Source organism: Micromonospora auratinigra (genome assembly GCF_900089595.1).
GTDB lineage: Bacteria > Actinomycetota > Actinomycetes > Mycobacteriales > Micromonosporaceae > Micromonospora > Micromonospora auratinigra.
Window position 1 is genome coordinate 4,403,491 of the sequence record NZ_LT594323.1, and the last position, 21,428, is coordinate 4,424,918.

The window sequence follows — 21,428 nt, forward strand, 5'->3', positions numbered from 1 at the left end:
CCACGACCTGGGGAGGTCCCGTGTCCCGCCGTCTCGTCACCCTGCTCGCCACCGGCACGATGGCGCTCTGCACCGCCGTCGGGGTGGCCACCCCCGCCGCCGCCGCGGTCAGCACCGAACAGAAGCTCGCCGTCCTGTCGAGCTGGACCCAGACCAGCGCGACCAGCTACAACGCCTGGAACGCCGGCCGGCTCAACAAGGCCGCCTGGGCCGACTACAGCTTCGACTGGTCCACCGACTACTGCTCGTCGAGCCCGGACAACCCGCTCGGCTTCACCTTCAACCTCTCCTGCTACCGGCACGACTTCGGCTACCGCAACTACAAGGCGATGGGCCGGTTCTCCGCCAACAAGTCCCGGTTGGACAGCGCCTTCTATGCCGACCTGAAGCGGGTCTGCGCCACGTACAACGTCGTCGTCCGGCCCGCCTGCTACAGCCTGGCCTGGACGTACTACGAGGCGGTCAGTGTCTTCGGCTCGGTCGCCGCGGTGCGGCAGGCGGACCTGGACCGGGCGGCCCGGATGAAGGCCGACGCCGAGCGGCGCGCCGGGCTGCGTTGAGCACGCCGGCCGGCTGGCCGGGTGGCGTCGGCCGCCCGGTCAGCCGGTGGTGAACCGGGGCGCGGTGGAACGGCGGGGCGCCGGCGCGGTGAACCGGGGCGAGTCCGCGGCCAGGTCCGGGTGCTCGACCTCCGCCGCCAACGCCGCCGCCTCCGCCAGGGCCAGCTCGCCGCCCGCGCCGTACGCGGTGTCGAAGGCCGCATCCCCGAGCGCCCGGCGCAGCTCGGCCTGCCGTTCCAGCCAGTAGGCCCCGAAGATCCCGGGGGTGGCCCGCAGCTGCGCCCGGGTCGCCTGGGCCGCCCCGAAGAGCCGGGCCGCGGTGAGCGGGTCACCGCCCAGCGCGCAGCGCACCGCGACCGCGTTCACCGTGTCGCAGGCCCGGCCCAGGTAGCCGTGGCTCATCCGGGAGCGGAGCGCCACCAACAGGTGCTCGTGCGCGGCGACCAGGTCACCCCGGGCGAGCGCCACCATGCCGAGCAGCATGTCCACCGAGCGGCGACCCCGCTCCACCGGGCGGGCGGCCTCCACCGGGCGGGCCGCCCCGAGCAGCTCGGCCGCCTCGTCCAGCGCGCCCCGCCGCCAGAGCAGCTCGGCGAGGTTGTAGACCGCCAGCAGCGCGTCGCCCGCCACGTCCTGCTCGTACGCCCAGTCGATGACCTCGCGGCAGACCCGTTCCGCCTCGGCGAACTGTCCCATGTCGACCAGCGGCGCGGCCCGACCCGCCAGCACCCGGGCGAGCAGCCCCAGGTCACCGGCCTGCCGGGCGGCCGCCTCGGCCCGCTGCGAGTAGCGCAGCTCCTCGCCCACCTCGCCGTCCGCGCCGGCGTGCAGCGAGTGCATGTGGTACGCCGCCGCCAGCTCCGCCTCCGGGATGGGCTCCCCGGTCTCGGCGATCCGCCCGTAGAGGCGGAACAGCCAGAGCCGCCCCTCCCGGGCCAGCCCCCGTTCCCGCCACCACTGGTCCAGCCCGCCGGCCAGGCGCAGTCCGGAGCGGGCGCTGCCGCCGGTGGCGCACCAGCGCAGCGCGGCCCGCAACTCCCCGGCGAGCGGGTCCAGCGCGTACAGGGAGAGGGTGACCGGCCGGCCGTCGGGGCCCAGGTGGGCGCGCTGCAACGCGTGCCGCGACCAGGCCACGTGGCGGTCCCGGGCGGTCCGCTCCTCGCCGGCCTCGATCAGCCGGCGCGCCGCGTACGCCCGGATCGGGTCGAGCATCCGGTAGGTGCTGCCCGAGGCGTGCGGCTCGGCCAGCACCATCGACTTGTCGACCAGCACCGAGAGCGGGTCGAGCGGGTCGTCGTCGAGCAGCCACTGCACGGTCGGCAGGTCCACCGGCCCGGCGAAGACCGCCAGCCAGCGCAGCAACCGGGCCGAGCGCGCGCCCAGCGTCCGGTACGACCAGGTCACGGTGGCCTGCATGGTGAGGTGGCGTTCGCTGGCCGAACGCTGCACGGCCCGGGTCGCCGGGGTCGGCGGGGCGGCCCCCTTCGCGGCGGCGACCAGGTCCACGGTGTCCTGCTGGTTGCCGCTCCAGGGCGCCTCCACCGGGGGCGGCTCCAGCTCGGCCCGGCCGGCGTCGAGGGTGCCCAGCATGTCGTCGAGCCGCTCGGCGAGCTGCCCGGCGGAGAGCACCCGCAGCCGGGCGGCGGCCAGCTCGATGGCGAGCGGCAGGCCGTCCAGCCGGCGTACCACCCGCCGCAGGTCGGCCTGCTCGGCCGGGTCCGGCGGCCGGCCGCCCCGGGCCGCCGCGGTCCGGTCCAGCAGCAGCGCCACCGCGTCGGCCTGCCCGCCGTCCGGCCGGGGGTCGACCGAGAGCGGCGGGATCCGCCAGACCACCTCGCCGGGCAGCCCGAACGACTCCCGGCTGGTGGCCAGCACCCGGACGCCCCGGCCGCCGGCCAGCAGCCGGGAGATCGCCTCGGCCGAGGCCGCCGGCTGGGCGTCGCAGGTGTCCAGCACGATCAGCATCCGGCGGGCGGCCGCGTACTCGACCAGGGTGTCCACCATCGGGCGACCGGGCTCCGGGCGCAGCCCGAGCACGGCGGCGATCTCGAAGGCCACCAGGCCCGGGTCGGTCACCGCGGCGACGTCGACGAACCACACCCCGTCCGGGTACGCCTCGACGATCCCCGAGGCCAGCTCCACCGCGAGCCGCGTCTTGCCGGTGCCGCCCGCGCCCAGCACGGTGACCAGGCGGTACGTGTCGACCAGCCGCCGCAGCTCGGCGCGCTCCGCCTCCCGGCCGACGAACGAGGTGGCCTGGGTGGGCAGGTTGTGCGCCACCGCGTCGGCGGTACGCGGGCGCGGGAAGCTGCGCTCCAACCCCGGCGCCACCAGCTGGAACAGCCGTTCCCGGTCGTCGAAGCCGCGGAGCCGGTGCAGCCCGAGGTCCAACAGGGACGCACCCTCGGGCAGCGGATCGGCGTGCCGGGCCGCGGCGGCCGAGCAGAGCACCTGTCCACCGTGGGCGGCGGCGGCCACCCTGGCGGCCCGGTGCACCTCCGGGCTGGCGTACTCCCCGTCGCGCGGTTCGGCGTACCCGGTGTGCAGCCCCATCCGCACCCGGGGCGCGGCCTCCGGGGTGGGCCAGTCGTGGCCGGTCAGCGCCCGCTGCGCGGTGAGGCAGGCGGTCAGCGCGGCGGACGCGTCGCCGAACGCGAGGAAGAAGGAGTCCCCTTCGGTCAGCAGTTCCGCCCCGTCGGTGCCGGCCAACGTGTCGCGCAGCAGCCGACGATGTTCCCGCAACACCGGGCGGTAGCCCGGACCGAGCAGCTGGGCCAGCCGCGTCGACCCCTCGATGTCGGTGAACACGAAGGTCACCCATCCGCTCGGGAGGTGGATCCGTGGCGACATGCGTGGAACCTCCGCCCCTGACGTCGGGTTCATGCTGCCCTATGGTCACGCCGTCACGCATCGTGAGAACGGCCGGGCAGATTCCGACTCAAGGTGCCAAAGGATCACTGGGCCGGCAAGATTCCGGCCGATCGTCGGGACGGCCGGACGGGTCCGCGTCGACGGCCGGGGGACCGGAGCGGCTCAGCAGCCGCAGCCCCCGCCGCAGCAACCGCCACCGGCCGGGGCCGGTGAACCCACCGGTCCGGACCCGCCGCGGCCGGTGACCGCGACGGTGGAGAGCAGCTTCACCGTGTCGGCGTGCCCCTGCGGACAGGACGCGGGGCGGCCGGCCTCGGCCATCGGCCGGTTGACCTCGAAGGTGTCGCCGCAGGAGCGGCAGCGGAACTCGTACCGGGGCATGGGTCCAGGGTACGACCGGGCCTGACGGCGCGGCGGGCATGGGTGATACTCGACGGGTGGTGGACGGCGAGGAGCGATCGACGGTTCGACCCCTGCGACCGGCCGCGCCGCCCGACGGTGCCGCCGGGCGCGGCCCGCTTCCCCGGCCCCGCCGCGCCGCGGAGCCGGCTCCGACCCAGGTCACAGCCCGGCCCGAGCCGGCCGTGACCGCCGGCGGCCCGACCGTCGGGACGCCGGCGACGGCCGAGGGCGGCGCGAAGTCCGGGTCGACGGAGGACGCCGCGTCCACACCGGATAGCGCGGAGACCGGGCCGGGACCCATCGCGACCGCGGACGCGACCAAGGCCGAGGGTGTCGCCGGGGCCGGCGCGGCGGGGAGCCCACCTGCCAGCGGCCGGCGACGGCGTATCCCGTTCGCGCACGCGGTGCGGGTGCCGCCGCCGCGGCAGCTCGCCGTCGGCGCGGCCCGGGCGACCCGCGCCTGGTCGCGCCGCCCGAGCGGGCGCACCACGCTGCCCGGTCTCTTCCTGCTCGCCCTGGTCGCGGCCACCGCGGCGGCCGGCGCGCTGCTGGTGCCGGCCACGGTACGCAGGACGCAGCCGGTGGCCGTCGACGTGACCGCGACCGTCGCGGTGAGCGGCGTACCCGAGGGCGGGTCGACGCCCGGCGGGCCGGGCCTGCCCGGCGGCCCCGGCCTGCCCGGCGCGACCGACCTCCCCGGCGGCCCGGTGGTCACCGGCACTCCGCTGCCCGGCGGGGTCCAGCCCACCGGCCCGGTGGTGGGTCCGGGCACCGGCCGCCCGGCGGACGCGCTGGCCGCGTGGGCGACGCAGGTCCACGCGAAGACCCAGATCCCGGTGGTGGCGTTGCAGGCGTACGGCTACGCCGAGCGGGTGCTCGAACAGACGCACCGCAGCTGCCAGCTGAGCTGGACCACGCTCGCCGCGATCGGATACGTCGAGTCCGCCCACGGCGGCTTCAGGTCCACCCTCGGCCCCAACGGGGTGGCCGAGCCGGAGATCGTCGGTCCGCCGCTCGACGGCAAGGGCGGCACCTCCCGGATCCTCGACACCGACCAGGGTCGGCTGGACCACGACACCGTCTACGACCGGGCGCTCGGCCCGATGCAGTTCATCCCGAGCACCTGGCAGCTCGTCGGCGCGGACGCCGACAACGACGGGGTGCGCAACCCGCACGACATCGACGACGCGGCCCTGGCCGCCGGCAACTACCTCTGCCAGGGCGGCCGGAACATGAGCATCCCGGGCGACTGGTGGGGGGCCATCCTGTCGTACAACGATGTACGCCGGTACGCCCAGGACATCTTCGAGAAGGCCAACGAGTACGGTCGACTGAGCCGTACGTGACGTGACCGGTCGGATACATTCGAGGACCGCACCCTTCCGCTGGGCAGCCGTTGGCGGCAAGCTAGACGGGTGATGGTGCGCGAGTGGGACCCTCGGACCGCGTCGTCCGCCGAGATCGGGTCGCTGCTGGACACGCTGAACGCGGTCCTGGCGGCCGACCTCCCGCAGGATCCGCCCTGGCGGGAGAGCTCGATGCGGGAATACCTCTCCGAGGTGATGCCGGGCGAGCGGCGGATCTCCTGGGTGGCCCAGGAGGACGCGGCGGCCGACGGCACCCCGGGCCCGATCATCGGCCACGTGCACGTCCTGCTCCTCGGCGGGATCGGGGTGCTGGAGGTGCTGGTCCACCCGGCGCTGCGGCGCACCGGGCTCGGCCGTGACCTGGTGCGGGTGGCCGCCCGTCGGGTCTGGGACGAGGGCTTCCAGTCGATCGGCGTCGAGGTGGTCGGCGACACCCCGGCGGTGGGGTTCTACGAGTCGCTCGGCTTCACCCGGGAGTACGTCGAGACCCGCAGCGTGCTCGACCTGCGCAACGTCGACTGGCCGGCGCTGACCGGCATGGCCGACGGGGTGGGCGCCGGCTACCACCTGGAGTTCTGCCCGGGCGGCCTGCCCGACGACCTGCTGGAGGCGTACGCGCGGGCCAAGGCCGAGGTGCGCGATCTCGACGACGGCGAGCTGCGCCCCAGCTCCTACGATCCGCAGCGGCTGCGGGACAGCCTCGACACGCTGCACCGGCGGGGCATGAAGCCGTACATCGTGCTGGCCCTGCACGAGCAGACCGGCGAGGTGGCCGGGCTGACCGAGGTGGTGGTGCCCGCGCAGCACCCGACCCGGGCCGACCAGTACGACACCATCGTCGTGCGGGACCACCGGGGCTACGGCATCGACCGGGCCATCAAGGCCCGGATGCTGCTGGAGCTGCGGTCCGCCGAGCCGGAGCTGGTCGAGGTGCAGACCTGGAACGCGCAGGCCAACGAGGCCATGCTGAAGGTCAACGCCGAACTGGGCTACCGACCCGACCGGGACTGGTGCGAATACGGCGTCGACGTCGCCGAGCTGGTGCACCGGCTCGACAGTCATCGCTGAGCGGAGTTCACCAAACGGCTGCCCGGGGGATGGACGGCAGACCGGAACGACCCTTAACGTGCGTTAGTTCCTGTCCACCCATCGTGGAGGCTTCATGCGCCCGCGCCGCTCCATCGCCGCGCTAGCGACCACCGCCGCCGTGTCCCTGACGGCGGTCGGTCTCGCACCCCCTGCGGCCAGCGCCGCGTCCAGCGACCTGTTCATCTCCGAGTACGTCGAGGGCTCGTCCAACAACAAGGCGATCGAGCTCTACAACGGCACCGGCGCGCCGGTCGACCTGGCTGCCGCCGGCTACCAGCTCCAGTTCTACTTCAACGGCGCGACCACGTCGACGAACGTCGCCCTGACCGGCACCGTCGCCGCCGGTGACGTCTTCGTCTTCGCCGCCTCCTCCGCCGCTCCGGCGATCCTCGCCCAGGCCGACCAGACGTACGGCGCCTCGCTGTTCAACGGCGACGACGCGATCGTGCTGCGCAAGGGCGCCACGGTGGTCGACTCGATCGGCCAGGTCGGCGTCGACCCGGGCACCGAGTGGGGCACCGGGCTCACCAGCACCGCCGACAACACGCTGCGGCGGCTGCCCACGGTGACCTCCGGCGACACCGACCCGTCGGACGCCTTCGACCCGGCCGTGCAGTGGGCCGGCTTCGCCACCGACACCTTCGACGGGCTCGGCAGCCACAGCGTCGACGGCGGTGGCGGCCCGGTCGACCAGCCGGCGACGCTCACCTGCGGCGGCACGCTGACCGTGGAGGCCGGCGCGACCGCGTCCCGCACGGTCACCGCGACGGACGCCGACGACACGGTCACCGATCTGGCGGTCACCTCGGTCAGCCCGGCGCCGGCGAGCGGCTCGGTCAGCCGTACCGCGTTCACCCCGGCCGGCGCGGTCGGTGGCACCGCCACCGCCACGCTGACCGCCACCGGCCTCACCGCCGGCTCGTACGCGGTCACCGTCACCTCGACCGACGCCGACGGCGGCACCGCGACCTGCACGCTCACCGTGCAGGCCACCAGCGTGCTCACGGTGGGCGAGGTGCAGGGCCGTACCGGAGACGACGAGAGCGGCCGCACCGACCGGTCGCCGCTCGCCCCGGCCAGCGGCAACGGCACCAGCTCCACGCTGTACGACGTGCGCGGCGTGATCACCCAGAAGTCGCTGACCCGTACCTCCGCCGGTGCCGACCAGTACGGCTTCTACCTGCAGAGCCGCAAGGGCACCGAGGACGGCGACCCGCTCAGCTCGGACGGCATCTTCGTCTTCACCGGCTCGTTCACCACCCTGATCGGCGGGTACGCGCCGACCGTCGGTGACGAGGTGGTGCTGCGCGGCCGGGTCTCCGAGTACTTCAACCAGACCCAGCTCTCCAGCGCCTCGCTGGTGCGCAAGCTCGACTCCGGGCTGGACGTGGACACCGCCGTGCAGGTGGACGACGCCACCCCGCCGGCCGACGCGACCGGCGCCGACCTGTTCTGGGAGCGGCACGAGGGCGCCCGGATGCGGGTCCGTTCCGGCAGCGGCGTCTCCGCCCCCCGGCACATCTACGCCTCCACCGCCGACTCCGAGATCTACGTGGTGGACCGCGAGGACCCGATCATGAAGCGGGCCGACCCGTACGCCCGCCGGGTGTTCCGGGACGCGCACCCGCTGGACGACATCCCGGGCACGCTCTTCGACAACGGCAACAACCAGCGCATCCTGCTGGGCGCGGGCGGCGTGAAGGCGACCGCGGGTGACTCGACCGCGCTGCTGCCCGAGGCCCGCACGTTCGACACGCTCACCGAGGACGCCCTCGGCGCCATCTCGTACGCGTTCAGCAAGTACAGCGTGCAGCCGGAGCAGCTCACCCTGACCGGCGGCGCGGACCCGGCGGCGAACAACCCGCCGCAGCCGGCGGACCGCAACTCCGAGGTGGCGGTCGCCACCTACAACCTGGAGAACCTGTACGACTACCGGGACGACCCGTTCGACGGCTGCGACTTCGCCGGCAACTCGGGCTGCGCCGGCGTCAACCCGCCGTTCGACTACGTACCGGCCAGCGAGGCGGAGTACACCGCCCGGCTGGGCGTGGAGGCGCGGCAGATCATCAACTCCCTGCACAGCCCTGACCTGGTGATGGTGCAGGAGGCCGAGGACCAGGACATCTGCTCGGTGGTCGAGGGCACGCTGCTCTGCGGCACCACGAACAACGCCGACGGCGCGCCGGACACCGTGCAGGAGCTGGCGCTGACCATCGCGGCCAACGGCGGCCCGACCTACGCGGCGGCGTACGACCGGACCGGCGCGGACGCCCGGGGCATCGCCTCGGCGTTCCTCTACCGGACGGACCGGCTGACGCTGGCCGAGGCGACCGCCGCCGACCCGCTGCTGGGCACCGACCCGACCGTGCAGTACCGCTCGGCGGGGCTGCCGTCCAACGCGGACGTGCAGAACCCGAAGGGCTTCAACGCGGTGCTGCCGGCCGACGTGGACCGCTCCACCGGGGTGGACGGCGTGAACGTCTACACCCGGGCCGCGCAGCTTGCCCGGTTCACCGTGGCGGCGGCCCCGGGCTCGACCGAGCACTACACGCTCTACGCGGTCACCAACCACTACTCGTCGGGCCCGGACAGCCGGGTCGGCCAGCGGCGGGAGCAGGCCGCGTACGGTGCCGCCCTGGTGCAGGCCGTCGAGGCGCAGGACCCGGACGCCCGGGTCGTCTACGGCGGCGACCTGAACGTGTTCCCGCGTCCGGACGACCCGATCGCGACCGGGGAGAACCCGACCCCGTCGGACCAGCTCGCCCCGCTGTACCAGGCCGGGATGCACAACCTCTGGGACGACCTGGTGGCGCAGGCGCCGGCAGCGGCCTACTCGTACACCTTCAGCGGACAGGCGCAGACGCTGGACAACCTGTTCGTCAACGACGAGCTGCACGGTGACCTGGTGCAGGCCCGGGTGGCGCACATCAACGCCGACTACCCGACCGACACCGAGGGTCTGGGCGACCGGGGCGCCAGCGACCACGACCCGCAGGTGGCCCGGTTCCGGTCGCGCGCCGCGCTGAGCGTCGCCGACGCCTCGGTGCTGGAGGGCGACAAGGGCGACAGCACGCTCGCCTTCAAGGTGACCGTCTCCCGTCCGCTCTCCGAGCCGGTGCTGCTCTGCGCGGCCACCTACGGCACCACGGCGCAGGCCGGCTCGGACTACGACCCGTACGTCGGTTGCCGGACCCTGGCCGCCGGCCAGACCTCGCTGACCTTCCCGGTCACCGTCCGCGGTGACAAGAAGGTCGAGGCCGACGAGCAGCTCAAGCTGTACGTCGCGGGTGTGCCGGGCCTCCGGCTCGCCGACCCGGTCGCCGTCGGGACGATCCGCAACGACGACTGACGCACGGTCCGCGGAGCGGCCCGTCGTCCGGCTCACCAGCCGGGCGGCGGGCCGCTTCAGTACAGGCTCCAACCCCTGGGGTTCGGCGGTGGGGGTACGTTCCGGTACTTCGCCACCCGCACCTCCCACTGGCTGCGCCGCCGGCGCGCCTCGACGTCGAACGAACACCGGTGGAAGGTCTCGGGCGGACGGGCGAGACCGTAGATGTCGGCCCACCACTCCCCCGGCTCCGGATCGATGATCAGCTTGAGGTGCGACGGGTAGCGACGGCCGGCGCCGTCGCGGATCCCCTCCCAGTCGCCCATCGGCTGGACCACCCGGCCGTCCTGGTCGACCACGGCGAGGTAGAGACCGGCGGCGCCGAAGATGCGTTCGAGCACCCGCAGGCTGGGCGTCAGCTCGCCGGACTCGACGCGGCCGATGGTCGACGGCGCGACCCGGGCGAACCGGGCCATCTGCCGCTGCCCGAGCCCGACGCGGCGGCGGGCCTGGCGGACCAGGCCGGAGATCGGGAAGGGGCCGATGGTCGGGCCGGTCGCCGGCGGATCGAACACACTCGTCATGCCGACACCGTGCCGGACTCGTCCACGCGACCGCGACCCCTGTGGACAGGCCTGTGGACGACCCGGCGGGCTCAGGGCCCGGCCCGGTGCTGCCGCCGGCTGTCCACCCGCATCCGACCTCCCCCACCGCGCCTTTGCTCTGCTTCAATCTGCGCAACACTGGGAGCGCTCCGCTGTTGCGTCCCTTGAAGCAGAGCAAAGGCGGTGCGGAGGTGGTACCGGAGCGGTGCCGGCAGCCGCGCGCGGGTACGGAAGAACATCCCCGACGTGGGAACGCCGGAGGGGTGCCCGGGCAGCGGATGACCGCTCAGTAACGCTGGCGGAGCAGCCCGGCGGCCTCGACGGCCCAGTAGGTGAGGATGATCTGCGCGCCGGCCCGGCGGATCGAGGTCAGCGTCTCCAGCATCACCCGCTCGCGGTCGATCCAGCCGTTCGCGGCGGCCGCCTCGACCATCGCGTACTCGCCGGAGACCTGGTAGGCGGCGACCGGGACGTCCACCGCGGCCCGCACCGCGGACACCACGTCGAGGTAGGGCAGGGCCGGCTTGACCATCACCATGTCGGCGCCCTCGGCCACGTCCAGCTCGACCTCGCGCAGCGACTCGCGCAGGTTCGCCGGGTCCTGCTGGTAGCTGCGCCGGTCGCCCTCCAGGCACGACTCCACCGCGTCCCGGAACGGGCCGAAGAACGCCGAGGCGTACTTCGCCGCGTACGCCAGCACGGCGACGTCCTGGTGGCCCGCGGCGTCCAGGGCCCGGCGGACCACGCCGACCTGGCCGTCCATCATCCCGGACGGGCCGACCACGTGGACCCCGGCGTCGGCCTGGGCGACCGCCATCCGCGCGTACGCCTCCAGCGTGGCGTCGTTGTCCACCGCGCCGTCCGGGGTGAGCACGCCGCAGTGCCCGTGCGAGGTGAACTCGTCGAGGCAGAGGTCGCTCATCACCACGGTGGCGTCACCCACCTCGGCGACCACGTCGCGGATGGCGACGTTGAGGATGCCCGCCGGGTCGATCCCACCCGAGCCGGTCTCGTCCCGGTTCTGCGGCACCCCGAAGAGCATGATCCCGCCGACCCCGGCCTGCACCGCCTCGGCGGCGGCCTTGCGCAGGGAGTCCCGGGAGTGCTGGAGCACCCCCGGGAGCGACGCGATCGGCCGCGGCTCGGTCAGCCCCTCCTTGACGAACATCGGCACGACCAGCTCGGCCGGGTCGACGCGGGTCTCGGCGACCAGCCGCCGCACGGCCGCGTTGCGACGCAGCCGGCGGGGGCGGATCTCGGGGTACGGCATGGCGGGCCTCCCTGGAACGTCAGCGGAAGCGGAGGGCGGTGGGCCCCTGCACCTTCGAACCACGGCGCTGCTTCGCCGGCATGGCGGCGAGCTTCTCGCGCAGCTCGACGGCGTAGGCGGCGAGCGCCTCCACCAGGTCGGGCACCGAGGCGTGCTGAGGCTGCACGTCGACCCGCAGGCCGAACTCCGTCGCGGTCTCCGCCGTCTTGGGCCCGATGACCGCAACAACGGTACGCGCGTGCGGCTTCCCGGCGATGCCGACCAGGTTCCGGACCGTGGAGGACGAGGTGAAGAGCACCGCGTCGAACCCGCCCGACTTGATCGCGTCACGGATCTCGGCGGGCGGCGGGGCCGCCCGGACGGTCCGGTACGCGGTCACGTCGTCGACCTCCCAGCCGCGCTCGGTGAGCCCGGCGGCGAGCGTCTCGGTGGCGATGTCGGCGCGCGGCAGCAGCACCCGGCCCACCGGGTCGAGGATCTCGTCGTGCGGCGAGAACTCGGCCAGCAGGCCCTCGGAGGACTGCTCGCCCGAGGGGACCAGCTCCGGCTGGATGCCGAAGGCGCGCACCGCGTCGGCGGTGGCCTCACCGATGCAGGCGATCTTGACGCCGCCGAAGTGCCGGGCGTCCAGGCCGTGCTCGGCGAACTTCTCCCAGACCGCGCGGACCGCGTTCACCGAGGTGAAGATGACCCACGCGTACCGGCCGTCGACCAGGCCCTTGACCGCCCGCTCCATCTGGGCCGGGGTACGCGGCGGCTCGACCGCGATGGTCGGCACCTCGCACGGGATCGCCCCGTACGCCCGCAGCCGCGCGCTCATCGCGCCGGCCTGCTCCTTGGTGCGGGGGACGAGCACCTTCCAGCCGTACAGCGGGCGGTTCTCCCACCAGCTCATCTTGTCGCGCTGGCCGACGCCCTCGCCGATGGTGAGCACCACCCGGCCGGTGAAACCGAGCGCCGCCGCGACGAAGGAGTCCACGCTCGACGTGGTGGTGTACTGGGTCTCACCGGTGCCGTCGCCGGTCACCCCGACCCCGGTGGTGCCGTCGACCCCGGCGGCCAGCAGGCCGTCCCGGACGGCGGCCAGGTCACCGGCGTCCACGGCCAGGGCCAGCGAGCCCCGGCCGACGGCCGCCGCGAGGGCGTCGAAGTCGAGGGTGCTGACGTCCTCGACGTCGGCGGCGGTGCGTACCCCCGGCAGCGGGACGCCCGCGTAGGTGGCCACCCCCTCGGCCTGGCCGATGCCCGGCACGACCTCGAAGTGCGCGGCGGTACGCGCGACCGCCTGCACCTCCTTGACCACCGAGTCGTGGCCGAACGGGTCCCCGGCGACCAGGTGCACCGCGTTCTGCCCGGACCGGGCCGCGGAGATCAGCACCTTCGCCACGTCCCCCGGTACGCCCTCGGCGGGGCTGAACTCGGCGTCGGACCTGGCCTGGGCGCGGACGTGCTCGAGCAGCGACTCGGGGACTCCCCGGTCGTACACCACCTGGTCGGCGTCGACCAGGGCGTCCAGCGCCCGGCGGGTCAGCAGGCCCGGGTCGCCGGGGCCGGCCCCGACGAACGCGATCCGGCCTACGGGCTTACGGGTGCGGGTCATTCTGTGCTCCCAAATTGCTGGGTCCCCGGGCCGGCGTGTCCTTCTTGGCCGAGGATCGAGTCGGCGCCGAGTTCGAGGAGTTCGGCGGCGAGTGCCTTGCCGATCTCCGCCGCGTCGGCGGGCGTTCCGGTGCGGGACAGCCGGAGGTCACGGGTACCGTCCGGGCTGATCACCGCCCCGCGCAGGTAGATCTCCTCACCGGTCTCACCCTCGGCGAGTTCGCCGTAGGCGGCGACGGGTGCGCTGCACCCGGCCTCCAGGGTGGCCAGCAGTGCCCGCTCCGCGGTGACCGCGGCACGGGACGGTGCGTGATCGAGCGCGGCGAGCAGCTCGACCAGGTCGTGGTCGTCGACCCGGCACTCCACGGCCAACGCGCCCTGGGCGGGCGCCGGCAGCATCAGCATCGGGTCGAGCGTCTCGGTGATCACGTCGGTGCGACCGATCCGGGCGAGCCCGGCCCGGGCCAGCACGACGGCGTCGAGGTCGGCGTCCGGACCGAGCACCCGGCCGAGCCGGGTGTCGATGTTGCCGCGGATCGGGGTGACCTCCAGTTGCAGGCCGAGCGCGTGCAGCTGGGCGATGCGGCGCAGCGCGCCGGTGCCGACCGTCGCGCCGGGCGGCAGCTCGGCGAGGGTCCGCCCGTCCCGGGCGACCAGCGCGTCGCGCGGGTCCTGCCGGGGCGGCACCGCCGCGATGTGCAGCCCGGGGGCCGCCGCCGTGGGCAGGTCCTTGTAGGAGTGCACGGCGAAGTCGATGGTGCCGGCGGTCAGCGCGTCCCGCAGCGCGGAGACGAAGACGCCGACGCCGAGCCGGTGCACGGGGGCCGAGGAGCGGTCCCCGGCGGTCACCACCTCGACCAGCTCGACCGGTCGGCCGGTCGCCGCGGTGAGGGCCTCGGCCACCTGCCCGGACTGGGCCATGGCCAGGGTGCTGCCCCGGGTGCCGAGGCGCAGGGGGGTGGTCATCGCGCACCTCCGGTGGGCGGGACGTCGGTGGCGTCGAACGACGGTCGCCCGTCGGTGTCGGACGCCACCACGTCGGGCACGGTGTCGACCGGGGAGGTCTGCGGGACCTCCAGGTCGAACAGTTCGCGCAGCAGGGCCGCGTACTGGTCGCCGCCGGGCTCGGCGGCGAGCTGGCGGACCCGTACGGTCGGCTGGTGCAGCAGGCGCTGCACGACCCGGTGCACGGTCCGGGCGACCTCGGCCCGCTGGTCGTCGCTGAAGTCGGGGCGGCGCTGGGCGAGCCGGCGCAGCTCGGCGCTGACCACGTCGTCGGCGCGCCCGCGCAGCGCGGCCACGGTGGGCGCGACGTCGGCGCCACGCAGCCAGGTGAGGAACGCCTCGACCTCACCGGCCACGATCCGGGCCACCTCGGCGGCGTCGGCGGCGGCCGGCCCGTCGGCGAGGATCGCCGCCATCCGGTCGATGTCGATCACCTCGACGCCGGCCAGCCCGGCCACGCCCGCCTCGACGTCGCGCGGCACGGCCAGGTCGAGCAGGACCAGTGGGCCGCGGTCGACGTCGCGCCGGGCCAGCGCCCGGGTCATCACGTCGTGGGTCAGCACCGGCTCGGTGGCGGCGGTGGCGGCCACCACCACGTCCACGCGGGAGAGCGCGTCGACCAGGTCGGCCATCGGGACGGCGCTCGCGCCGTACGACTCGGCCAGCCGCTGCGCCCGGTCGGCGCCCCGGTTGGTGACGGTGAGCGGCCCGGCGCCGAGCCGGGACAGGGTGGCCACGCCGAGCGAACCCATCGCGCCGGCCCCGACCACCATGGCGGGCCGGCCGGTCAGGTCGCCGTCGAGCAGCCCGGCGGCGAGGTCGAGCGCGGCGGTGACCACGCTCTGCCCGGCCCGGTCGATGTTGGTCTCGGCGTGCGCCCGCTTGCCGACCCGCAGCGCCTGCTGCATCAGCTCGTGCAGCAGCCGCCCGGCGGTGTCCGCGCCGGTCGCCGAGTGGTACGCGTCACGGAGCTGGCCGAGGATCTGCGCCTCGCCGACCACCAGCGAGTCCAGCCCGGCGGCGACCCGGAAGACGTGGTCGACGGCGGCGGCGTCGTAGTGCACGTAGAGGTGGTTGGCGAGCGCCGCGGGCGGCGACCCGGCCTGCTCAGCGAGGACGGCGCAGATGTCACCGAGGCCGCCGTGGAACCCGGAGACGGCCGCGTACACCTCCACCCGGTTGCAGGTGGAGACGAGCACGGCCTCGGCCACGTACGGCTGGGCGACCAGGCGGTCCAGGGTGCGGGTGAGGTCCGCGGGCGGGACCGCCAGCTGCTCCAGCGTGGCGACCGGGGCGGTGCGGTAGGACGCGCCGACGACGAGCAGTTTCACGTGCCGATCGCCTCCTGGGTGTCGGTGGCCGCGAGCCCGCCGGGCAGCGCGTCGAGGGCGGGGCCGCCGGAGGCGGGCAGCGCGGTCAGCGACGCCTTGCGGTGCTCGTGGAAGGACAGGATCTGCAGCTCGATCGCGAGGTCGACCTTGCGCACGTCGACCCCTTCCGGGACCGAGAGTACGCACGGCGCGAAGTTGAGGATGCTCGTCACGCCGACGGCGACGAGCTGGTCGGCCACCGCCTGGGCGGCCGGGGCGGGGGTGGCGATCACGCCGATCGAGATCGACTCCTCGGCGGCGACCCTGGTCAGCTCGTCGATGTGCCGTACGACCAGGCCGTTGATCTGTTCGCCGACCCGGGACCGGTCGGCGTCGAAGAGGGCGGCGATCCGGAAGCCACGGCTGGCGAAGCCGTCGTAGCCGGCCAGGGCGTGACCGAGATTACCCACGCCGACCAGCGCGACGGCGCGCCGCTGGGTGAGCCCGAGCACGAACTCGATCTGGTCGACGAGCAGCGCCACGTCGTAGCCGACGCCCCGGGTGCCGTACGAGCCGAGGTGGGAGAGGTCCTTGCGCAGCTTCGCCGAGTTGACCCCGGCGGCGTTCGCCAGCCCTCGCTGGAGACCGTCTCGTGCCCGGTCTCGGCGAGCGCGTGCAGGGCACGGAGGTATTCCGGGAGCCGGGCCACGGTCGCCTCGGGCAGGTCCGGGAGCGCCGGTACGGCACCGGTGCGGCCGGGCGCGCCAGGGTGACGGTGCTGACTCATGAGACTCCGTGCGGTGCGATCCTCGACCAGCGACGGTGGCCGGTCGTTCCGGGACTCCCGCTGGCGACCGATGTTGCCGGCTGTGCTAGCAGGGCGCGTCGAAACTACAGAGTAGGCGCTTGTGAAGGGGTGCACAAATCGCGATCTTGCTGGCCCGCGACGCGCCTCCACCTGCCCCTCCATTCAAACAAGATCGATATACCGCGCTCCCTCGGCGCCGCCTGGCGATTATTGCTCAATCCCGACTTCTCTGACCAATCGCGCGCGCTCCGTCGCGCTGCGTGACCGGCGCGGCGAGGCGCGGGTCACTCCCGGTAGGGACAACCCCACCCCGGAGACGCCGGCCGGCGGGATGGGTGGGCGGCGTCCGCGCCCATAGCCTCGATCCATGACCGCCGCACCGGTGACCACCGAGCCACCTCACACCTCCTCCGTCGCCGCGCTCACCCGGCAGCTCGGGCGCGACTCCGGCTACGTGCTCCTCGGCCTCCCGCTCGGGCTGGTCGGCTTCGTGCTGGCCGTGGTGGGCACCGCGCTCGGCCTGGGGCTGCTGGTCACCGCGCTCGGCCTGCCGGTGCTCGCCGGCACCCTGTACACCGCCCGGGGCCTGGCCGACCTGGAGCGGCTGCGGCTGCCCCCGGTGCTGCGCGAGCCCCGGCTGCCCCGACCCGCCTACCGGCGACCCGAACCCGGGGCGAGCCTGCTGCGGCGGATCCTCGTGCCGCTGCGCGACCCGCAGTGCTGGCTCGACCTGCTGCACGCCGTCCTCCGGCCGCTGCTGGCGCTTCCCACCTTCGCCGTGCTGCTGGTCTGGTGGGCGGTGGCGCTGGTCGGCACGTTCACCGTCGCGTACGACTGGGCGATCCCGCGCGGCCCCGACGACCAGGACCTCAGCGAGCTGCTCGGGATGGGGTCCGGGACCGCGCCGAGGGTGATCCTGAACACGGCCATCGGTCTCTTCTTCCTGCTCACCCTCCCGCTGGTGGCCCGGGCCTGTGCCCGGATCCAGGCCGGCCCGGCCCGGGCCCTGCTCGTCGGGATGGCCGAGATGCGGCACCGGATCAGCACCCTGGAGGACCAGAAGCGGGCCGCGGCCTCCGCCGAGGCGACCGCCCTGCGGCGGCTGGAACGGGACATCCACGACGGCCCCCAGCAGCGCCTGGTCCGGCTCGCCATGGACCTCGGCCGGGCCCGGCAGCAGCTCGCCGCCGACCCGGAGGCGGCCGGCCGCACCCTGGACGAGGCGGTCACCCAGACCCGGGAGACACTGGCCGAGCTGCGCGCCCTGTCCCGGGGCATCGCGCCGCCGATCCTGGTCGACCGGGGCCTGCCCAGCGCCCTCGCCGCGCTCGCCGCCCGCGCCCTGGTCCCGGTGGAGCTGACCGTGGACGACGACCTGGGTACGCCCGGGGGGCGGCTCGACCCGGCGGTGGAGAACACCAGCTACTTCGTGGTGGCCGAGGCGCTGACCAACGTCGCCAAGCACAGCGCGGCCACCGGCTGCCGGGTCGAGGTGACCCGACGCGCGGGCCGGCTGGAGATCAGCGTCGCCGACGACGGGACGGGCGGCGCACACCTGGCCAAGGGGCACGGCCTCGCCGGCATCGCCGACCGGGTCCGGGCCACCGGCGGCACCCTGGAGGTGGCCAGCCCGACCGGCGGCCCCACCCTGGTCCGCGCCGAACTGCCCGGATGAACGCGGACGTGGTAGACACCGGACCCATGCGGGTGGTTATCGCCGACGACGCCGTACTGCTCCGGGAGGGGCTGGTCCGGTTGCTGACCGAGTCGGGGCACGACGTGGTGGCGGCGGTGGGTGACGGGACGGCCCTGGTCGAGGCGGTGCTCGCCCATCGGCCGGACGTCTCGGTGGTGGACGTCCGGATGCCGCCCTCGCACACCGACGAGGGTCTCCGGGCCGCCGTCGAGGTACGCCGGCTGCTGCCCCGCACCCCGGTCCTGGTGCTCTCCCAGTACGTCGAGGTGTCGTACGCGGACGACCTGCTCGCCACCACCGGCGGCGCCGGCGGGGGCGGGATCGGCTACCTGCTCAAGGACCGGGTGGCCGCGATCGACGAGTTCCTCGACGCGCTGGGCCGGGTGGCCGCGGGCGGCACGGTGCTCGACCCGGAGGTGGTCGGCCAGTTGCTGGTCCGGCGGCGGCGCGACGACCCGCTGGCCGCCCTCACCCCGCGCGAGCGCGAGGTGCTGGCCCTGATGGCGGAGGGGCGGTCGAACACCGCCATCGCCCGGGCCCTGGTGGTCAGCGACGGCGCGGTGGAGAAGCACGTCGGCAACATCTTCACCAAGCTCCGGCTGCCCGCCGACGCCACCACCCACCACCGTCGGGTCCTCGCCGTGCTCACCCACCTCCGCTCCTGACCGGGCGGGGGCACCCGTCAGGGCAGGGTGCGGGCCAGGGTGACCGCCCCGGTGAGGGTGTCGGCGGTGGGATGGCCACTGGCGCGCAGTGCCGCCGGGTCGGAGAGGCCGCCGGTGTAGAGGACGCAGCGGGCGCCGACCGAGAGCGCCGCGTGGGCGTCGTCCAGGGAGTCACCGATCAGCACCACCTCCCGGCCGTCGAGCCCCAGCTCGGCCAGGTGCTTCTCCAGCCACTCGGCCTTGTGCCCGCCGCCGACCGCGGCCCGCAGCCCGTCCACCCGGCGGAAGTGCGGGGTGAGGCCGTACGTGTGCACGGTGGGGACCAGCTCGTCGTGGAACCACATCGACAGCAGCGACTGGCTGCCCGGCCAGGCGGCGATCGCGGCGGTGGCGTCGGCCGCGAGGGCGCAGCCGGTCAGCCCGGCCCGGTACGCGTCGTGGAAGATCCGGTCCAGCGCGCCGAACGCGTCCGCGTCGACCGCCCGGCCGAGCATGTCGGCGTAGTAGTCGGCGATCGGCCGGCGGAACCGCGCCCGGTGCTCGTCGGCGGTGACCGCCGGGCCGCCCGCGCTGGCGAAGGCGACGTTGGTGGCCCGCACCACCAGATCGAGGTCGTCCAGGAGGGTGCCGTTCCAGTCCCACACCAGGTGGCGTCGCGTGCTCGTCACCGGTGCACCATAGTTCAGAGCTGCGGCGTGGTCAGATCCCGGAGCAGGCGCTCCTCCTCCACCCGCCAGTAGCCGTGCTCCTTGCCGTCGAGCAGCACCACCGGCAGCCGGTCGCCGTACTCGCGTTCCAGCTCCACGTCCCCGGTGACGTCCTTCTCCACCCACCGGTCGCCGGTGACCGCCACCACCCGGTCGAGCGCCGCCTTCGCGTCCTCGCAGAGGTGGCAGCCGGGGCGGGTGATCAGGGCCAGCCGGGCGTCAGTGGACATCGGGTACCTCCGTGCGGGTCTCGGTCGGCCGGGCCGGCGTGGGCACCGGGGGCGTCGCCGGGCGGAGCTCGGTCTTGCGTACCTTGCCGATCGCCGAGTACGGCAGGCTGTCGACGAACTCGACGGCGGTCGGGCACTTGAACCGGGCCAGGTTGCGTGCGCAGTGGGCGAGCAGCTCCTCCGCCGGCACCGGCGGGCCGGCGGCCCGCACCACGTACGCCCGCACAGTCTCGCCGGTCCGTGGGTGCGGCACCCCCAGGACGGCCGACTCGGCCACCCCCGGATGCGCCTGGAGCACCAGCTCGACCTCGTTCGGGTAGACGTTGAAGCCGTTCACCAGGATCAGCTCGCCGAGCCGGTCGACCAGGAAGAGGTTCCCGTCCTCGTCGGCGTAGGCCACGTCACCGGTGGGCCACCAGCCGTCGGCGTCGGGCCCGCCCCGGCCGTCCGGCCAGTAGCCGTCGAACAGGTTCGCCCCGCGCACCACGATCTGCCCCGGGTCGGTGCCGGCGGCGGCGTCGGAGAGGTCCGGCTCGTCGGCGTCCTCCTCGACCGCCGGCACGCCGTCGCGCCACAGGTCCACCCCGTCCGGGTCGACCAGGCGCAGCTCGACCCCGGGCAGCGGGCGGCCGATCGAGCCGGGCCGGGGTTCTCCGTCGACCAGGCTGGAGGTGAGCACCGGCGCGGTCTCGGTGAGCCCGTACCCGACGTGCACCGGGTGCCCGGTGACCTCGGTGAAGCGGCCCGCGACGGCCGGCGGCAGCGGCGCCGCGCCGCACACCGCGACCCGGACCGCGGCCAGCGCCGTCGCCGCCGCGTCGCCCGCGTCGGCCCAGGTCAGGAACATCGACGGTACGCCGACCAGCACGCTGACCCGGTGCCGGGCGATCTCGGCGAGCGCCCCGGTCGGGCCGGGCTCGTCGACCAGCACCCCGGTCGCCCCGTGGTGCACGACGGCACCCAGCCCGGAGTTCAGCCCGTACGCGTGGAACAGCGGCAGGGCGAGCAGCACGGTGTCGTCGGGGCCGACCACCGGGGGGTCGATCCGGCCGACCTGCTCGTGGTTGGCGGCCAGCGCCCGGTGCGAGAGCATCGCGCCCTTGGGCCGTCCCTCGGTGCCGGAGGTGTAGAGCAGCACGGCGAGGTCGTCCCCGCCCCGGGCGGGCAGGTCGGCCGGGACGTCGGGCCCGGCGACCGGCGGGGCGGTGTGCACGGCGGTCAGCGCGGGCAGCTCCGCACCGGCGATCCGGTCCCGGACCGCCGGCGTGCCGATCAGTGTCGCGGCGCCCGAGTCGGCCAGCACGTGCCGCAGCTCACGGGCGGTGAAGCCCGGGTTGACGGGTACCGCCACCAGACCGGCGCGCAGCACGGCGAGGTAGCCGACCACGAAGTCCGGGGTGTTGCCGAGGGCGATCGCCACCCGCGGCGGGTACGGGTCGGTGGTGGGCGGGGTCGCGGCGGCGAGCGCGCGGGCGGTGGCGGTCACCGCGGCGTCCAGTTCGGACCAGGTCACCGTCCGGTCGCGCCAGTGCAGCGCGGGGCGGTCGCCGTGGGCGACGGCCGCCCGGCGGAGCCGGTCGGCGAGGTTCGGCGCGGAGCTGTCGGCTGCGTCCTGCACGGTGGCTGAGTCTGGCACAGCCGCCTCCCCGCGGTCACCCGCCGTCGCGCCGGGACCGCGGCGAGCCGACGCCGGGCAGTCCCATTGACGGGACTGCCGCCGGTGCCGTACGGGATTCCCACGGGCTACGCCGGGAGCCGCGCGACTCCGCCGGGAGGGTGTTCCGGGCAGCCGGCAGCGCCACCCCGACGACCCGCACACGACACGCCGAGGTGCCAGAAAAATCGCTCCGACCAGGACTTTCCAATCCCGACCAGATTCCGGCGGGAAAGTCAACCGCACCCGACGGACAACCGGT

The 21,428-nt window shown here is 74.6% G+C and carries 16 protein-coding genes and 1 pseudogene; 6 read left to right on the forward strand and 11 right to left on the reverse strand.

Going from position 1 to position 21,428, the window contains the following annotated elements; all coding sequences use genetic code 11:
• Positions 1-20: 20 nt before the first annotated feature.
• The gene (locus GA0070611_RS19710; protein ID WP_091666452.1) at positions 21-560 is read left to right on the forward strand and encodes a phospholipase; all 540 of its coding nucleotides are present in this window, start codon (positions 21-23) and stop codon (positions 558-560) included.
• 39 nt (positions 561-599) lie between these two features.
• Here GA0070611_RS19710 and GA0070611_RS19715 read toward each other — a convergent pair whose 3' ends face one another.
• Positions 600-3,410 (reverse strand): ATP-binding protein, encoded by a 2,811-nt coding sequence (locus GA0070611_RS19715; RefSeq protein ID WP_091666454.1) that lies wholly within the window; start codon positions 3,408-3,410, stop codon positions 600-602.
• A gap of 183 nt (positions 3,411-3,593) precedes the next feature.
• On the reverse strand, positions 3,594-3,812 hold the full coding sequence (locus GA0070611_RS19720) for an FmdB family zinc ribbon protein (RefSeq protein WP_091666456.1): 219 nt from the start codon (positions 3,810-3,812) through the stop codon (positions 3,594-3,596).
• 56 nt (positions 3,813-3,868) lie between these two features.
• Between GA0070611_RS19720 and GA0070611_RS19725 the strand changes: the two genes are divergently transcribed.
• The 3 genes from GA0070611_RS19725 (at position 3,869) to GA0070611_RS19735 (ending at position 9,638) form a co-directional block, all read left to right on the forward strand.
• Positions 3,869-5,179, forward strand: a complete 1,311-nt coding sequence (locus tag GA0070611_RS19725; RefSeq protein WP_091666459.1) for a lytic murein transglycosylase — start codon at positions 3,869-3,871, stop codon at positions 5,177-5,179.
• 72 nt (positions 5,180-5,251) lie between these two features.
• A complete protein-coding gene (locus GA0070611_RS19730; RefSeq protein WP_091666461.1) occupies positions 5,252-6,268 on the forward strand; it encodes a GNAT family N-acetyltransferase in 1,017 nt (338 codons plus the stop codon).
• A 94-nt stretch (positions 6,269-6,362) separates the two neighbouring features.
• Entirely contained in the window at positions 6,363-9,638 is a 3,276-nt protein-coding gene (locus GA0070611_RS19735) for a lamin tail domain-containing protein (RefSeq protein WP_091666464.1), read from the forward strand.
• A gap of 56 nt (positions 9,639-9,694) precedes the next feature.
• Here the strand turns inward: GA0070611_RS19735 and GA0070611_RS19740 are convergent, their stop codons facing one another.
• The 6 genes and pseudogenes from GA0070611_RS19740 to GA0070611_RS19765 all read right to left on the reverse strand — a co-directional run bounded on the left by GA0070611_RS19740 (position 9,695) and on the right by GA0070611_RS19765 (position 16,193).
• Positions 9,695-10,201: a helix-turn-helix domain-containing protein gene (locus GA0070611_RS19740; protein WP_091666467.1), complete on the reverse strand. Its 507-nt coding sequence runs from the start codon at positions 10,199-10,201 to the stop codon at positions 9,695-9,697.
• Between the two features lie 307 nt (positions 10,202-10,508).
• Positions 10,509-11,492, reverse strand: coding sequence for a porphobilinogen synthase (gene hemB, locus GA0070611_RS19745; RefSeq protein ID WP_091666469.1), 984 nt, complete (start codon positions 11,490-11,492; stop codon positions 10,509-10,511).
• 19 nt (positions 11,493-11,511) lie between these two features.
• The gene (locus GA0070611_RS19750; protein WP_091666472.1) at positions 11,512-13,092 is read right to left on the reverse strand and encodes a bifunctional uroporphyrinogen-III C-methyltransferase/uroporphyrinogen-III synthase; all 1,581 of its coding nucleotides are present in this window, start codon (positions 13,090-13,092) and stop codon (positions 11,512-11,514) included.
• Positions 13,089-14,057: a hydroxymethylbilane synthase gene (hemC, locus tag GA0070611_RS19755; RefSeq protein WP_091666475.1), complete on the reverse strand. Its 969-nt coding sequence runs from the start codon at positions 14,055-14,057 to the stop codon at positions 13,089-13,091. Before hemC ends, GA0070611_RS19750 begins: the two co-directional genes overlap by 4 nt.
• A complete protein-coding gene (locus GA0070611_RS19760) occupies positions 14,054-15,427 on the reverse strand; it encodes a glutamyl-tRNA reductase (RefSeq protein ID WP_091666478.1) in 1,374 nt (457 codons plus the stop codon). Before GA0070611_RS19760 ends, hemC begins: the two co-directional genes overlap by 4 nt.
• Positions 15,424-16,193, reverse strand: a pseudogene (locus tag GA0070611_RS19765) (redox-sensing transcriptional repressor Rex). Before GA0070611_RS19765 ends, GA0070611_RS19760 begins: the two are co-directional and overlap by 4 nt.
• Before the next feature lie 388 nt (positions 16,194-16,581).
• Between GA0070611_RS19765 and GA0070611_RS19770 the strand changes: the two are divergent.
• Positions 16,582-17,889, forward strand: coding sequence for a sensor histidine kinase (locus GA0070611_RS19770; protein WP_091666481.1), 1,308 nt, complete (start codon positions 16,582-16,584; stop codon positions 17,887-17,889).
• Between the two features lie 26 nt (positions 17,890-17,915).
• Positions 17,916-18,575, forward strand: a complete 660-nt coding sequence (locus GA0070611_RS19775) for a response regulator transcription factor (RefSeq protein WP_091666482.1) — start codon at positions 17,916-17,918, stop codon at positions 18,573-18,575.
• Between the two features lie 17 nt (positions 18,576-18,592).
• Here the strand turns inward: GA0070611_RS19775 and GA0070611_RS19780 are convergent, their stop codons facing one another.
• The 3 genes from GA0070611_RS19780 to GA0070611_RS19790 are packed head-to-tail and all read right to left on the reverse strand — an operon-like array spanning position 18,593 to position 21,130.
• A complete protein-coding gene (locus tag GA0070611_RS19780; RefSeq protein ID WP_091666483.1) occupies positions 18,593-19,243 on the reverse strand; it encodes an HAD family hydrolase in 651 nt (216 codons plus the stop codon).
• Positions 19,244-19,257: 14 nt separating this feature from the next.
• Positions 19,258-19,512 (reverse strand): glutaredoxin family protein, encoded by a 255-nt coding sequence (locus GA0070611_RS19785; RefSeq protein WP_091666484.1) that lies wholly within the window; start codon positions 19,510-19,512, stop codon positions 19,258-19,260.
• Positions 19,502-21,130: an AMP-binding protein gene (locus tag GA0070611_RS19790; RefSeq protein ID WP_091666485.1), complete on the reverse strand. Its 1,629-nt coding sequence runs from the start codon at positions 21,128-21,130 to the stop codon at positions 19,502-19,504. The genes GA0070611_RS19785 and GA0070611_RS19790 overlap by 11 nt, the downstream gene beginning before the upstream one ends.
• Between the last annotated feature and the right edge of the window lie 298 nt (positions 21,131-21,428).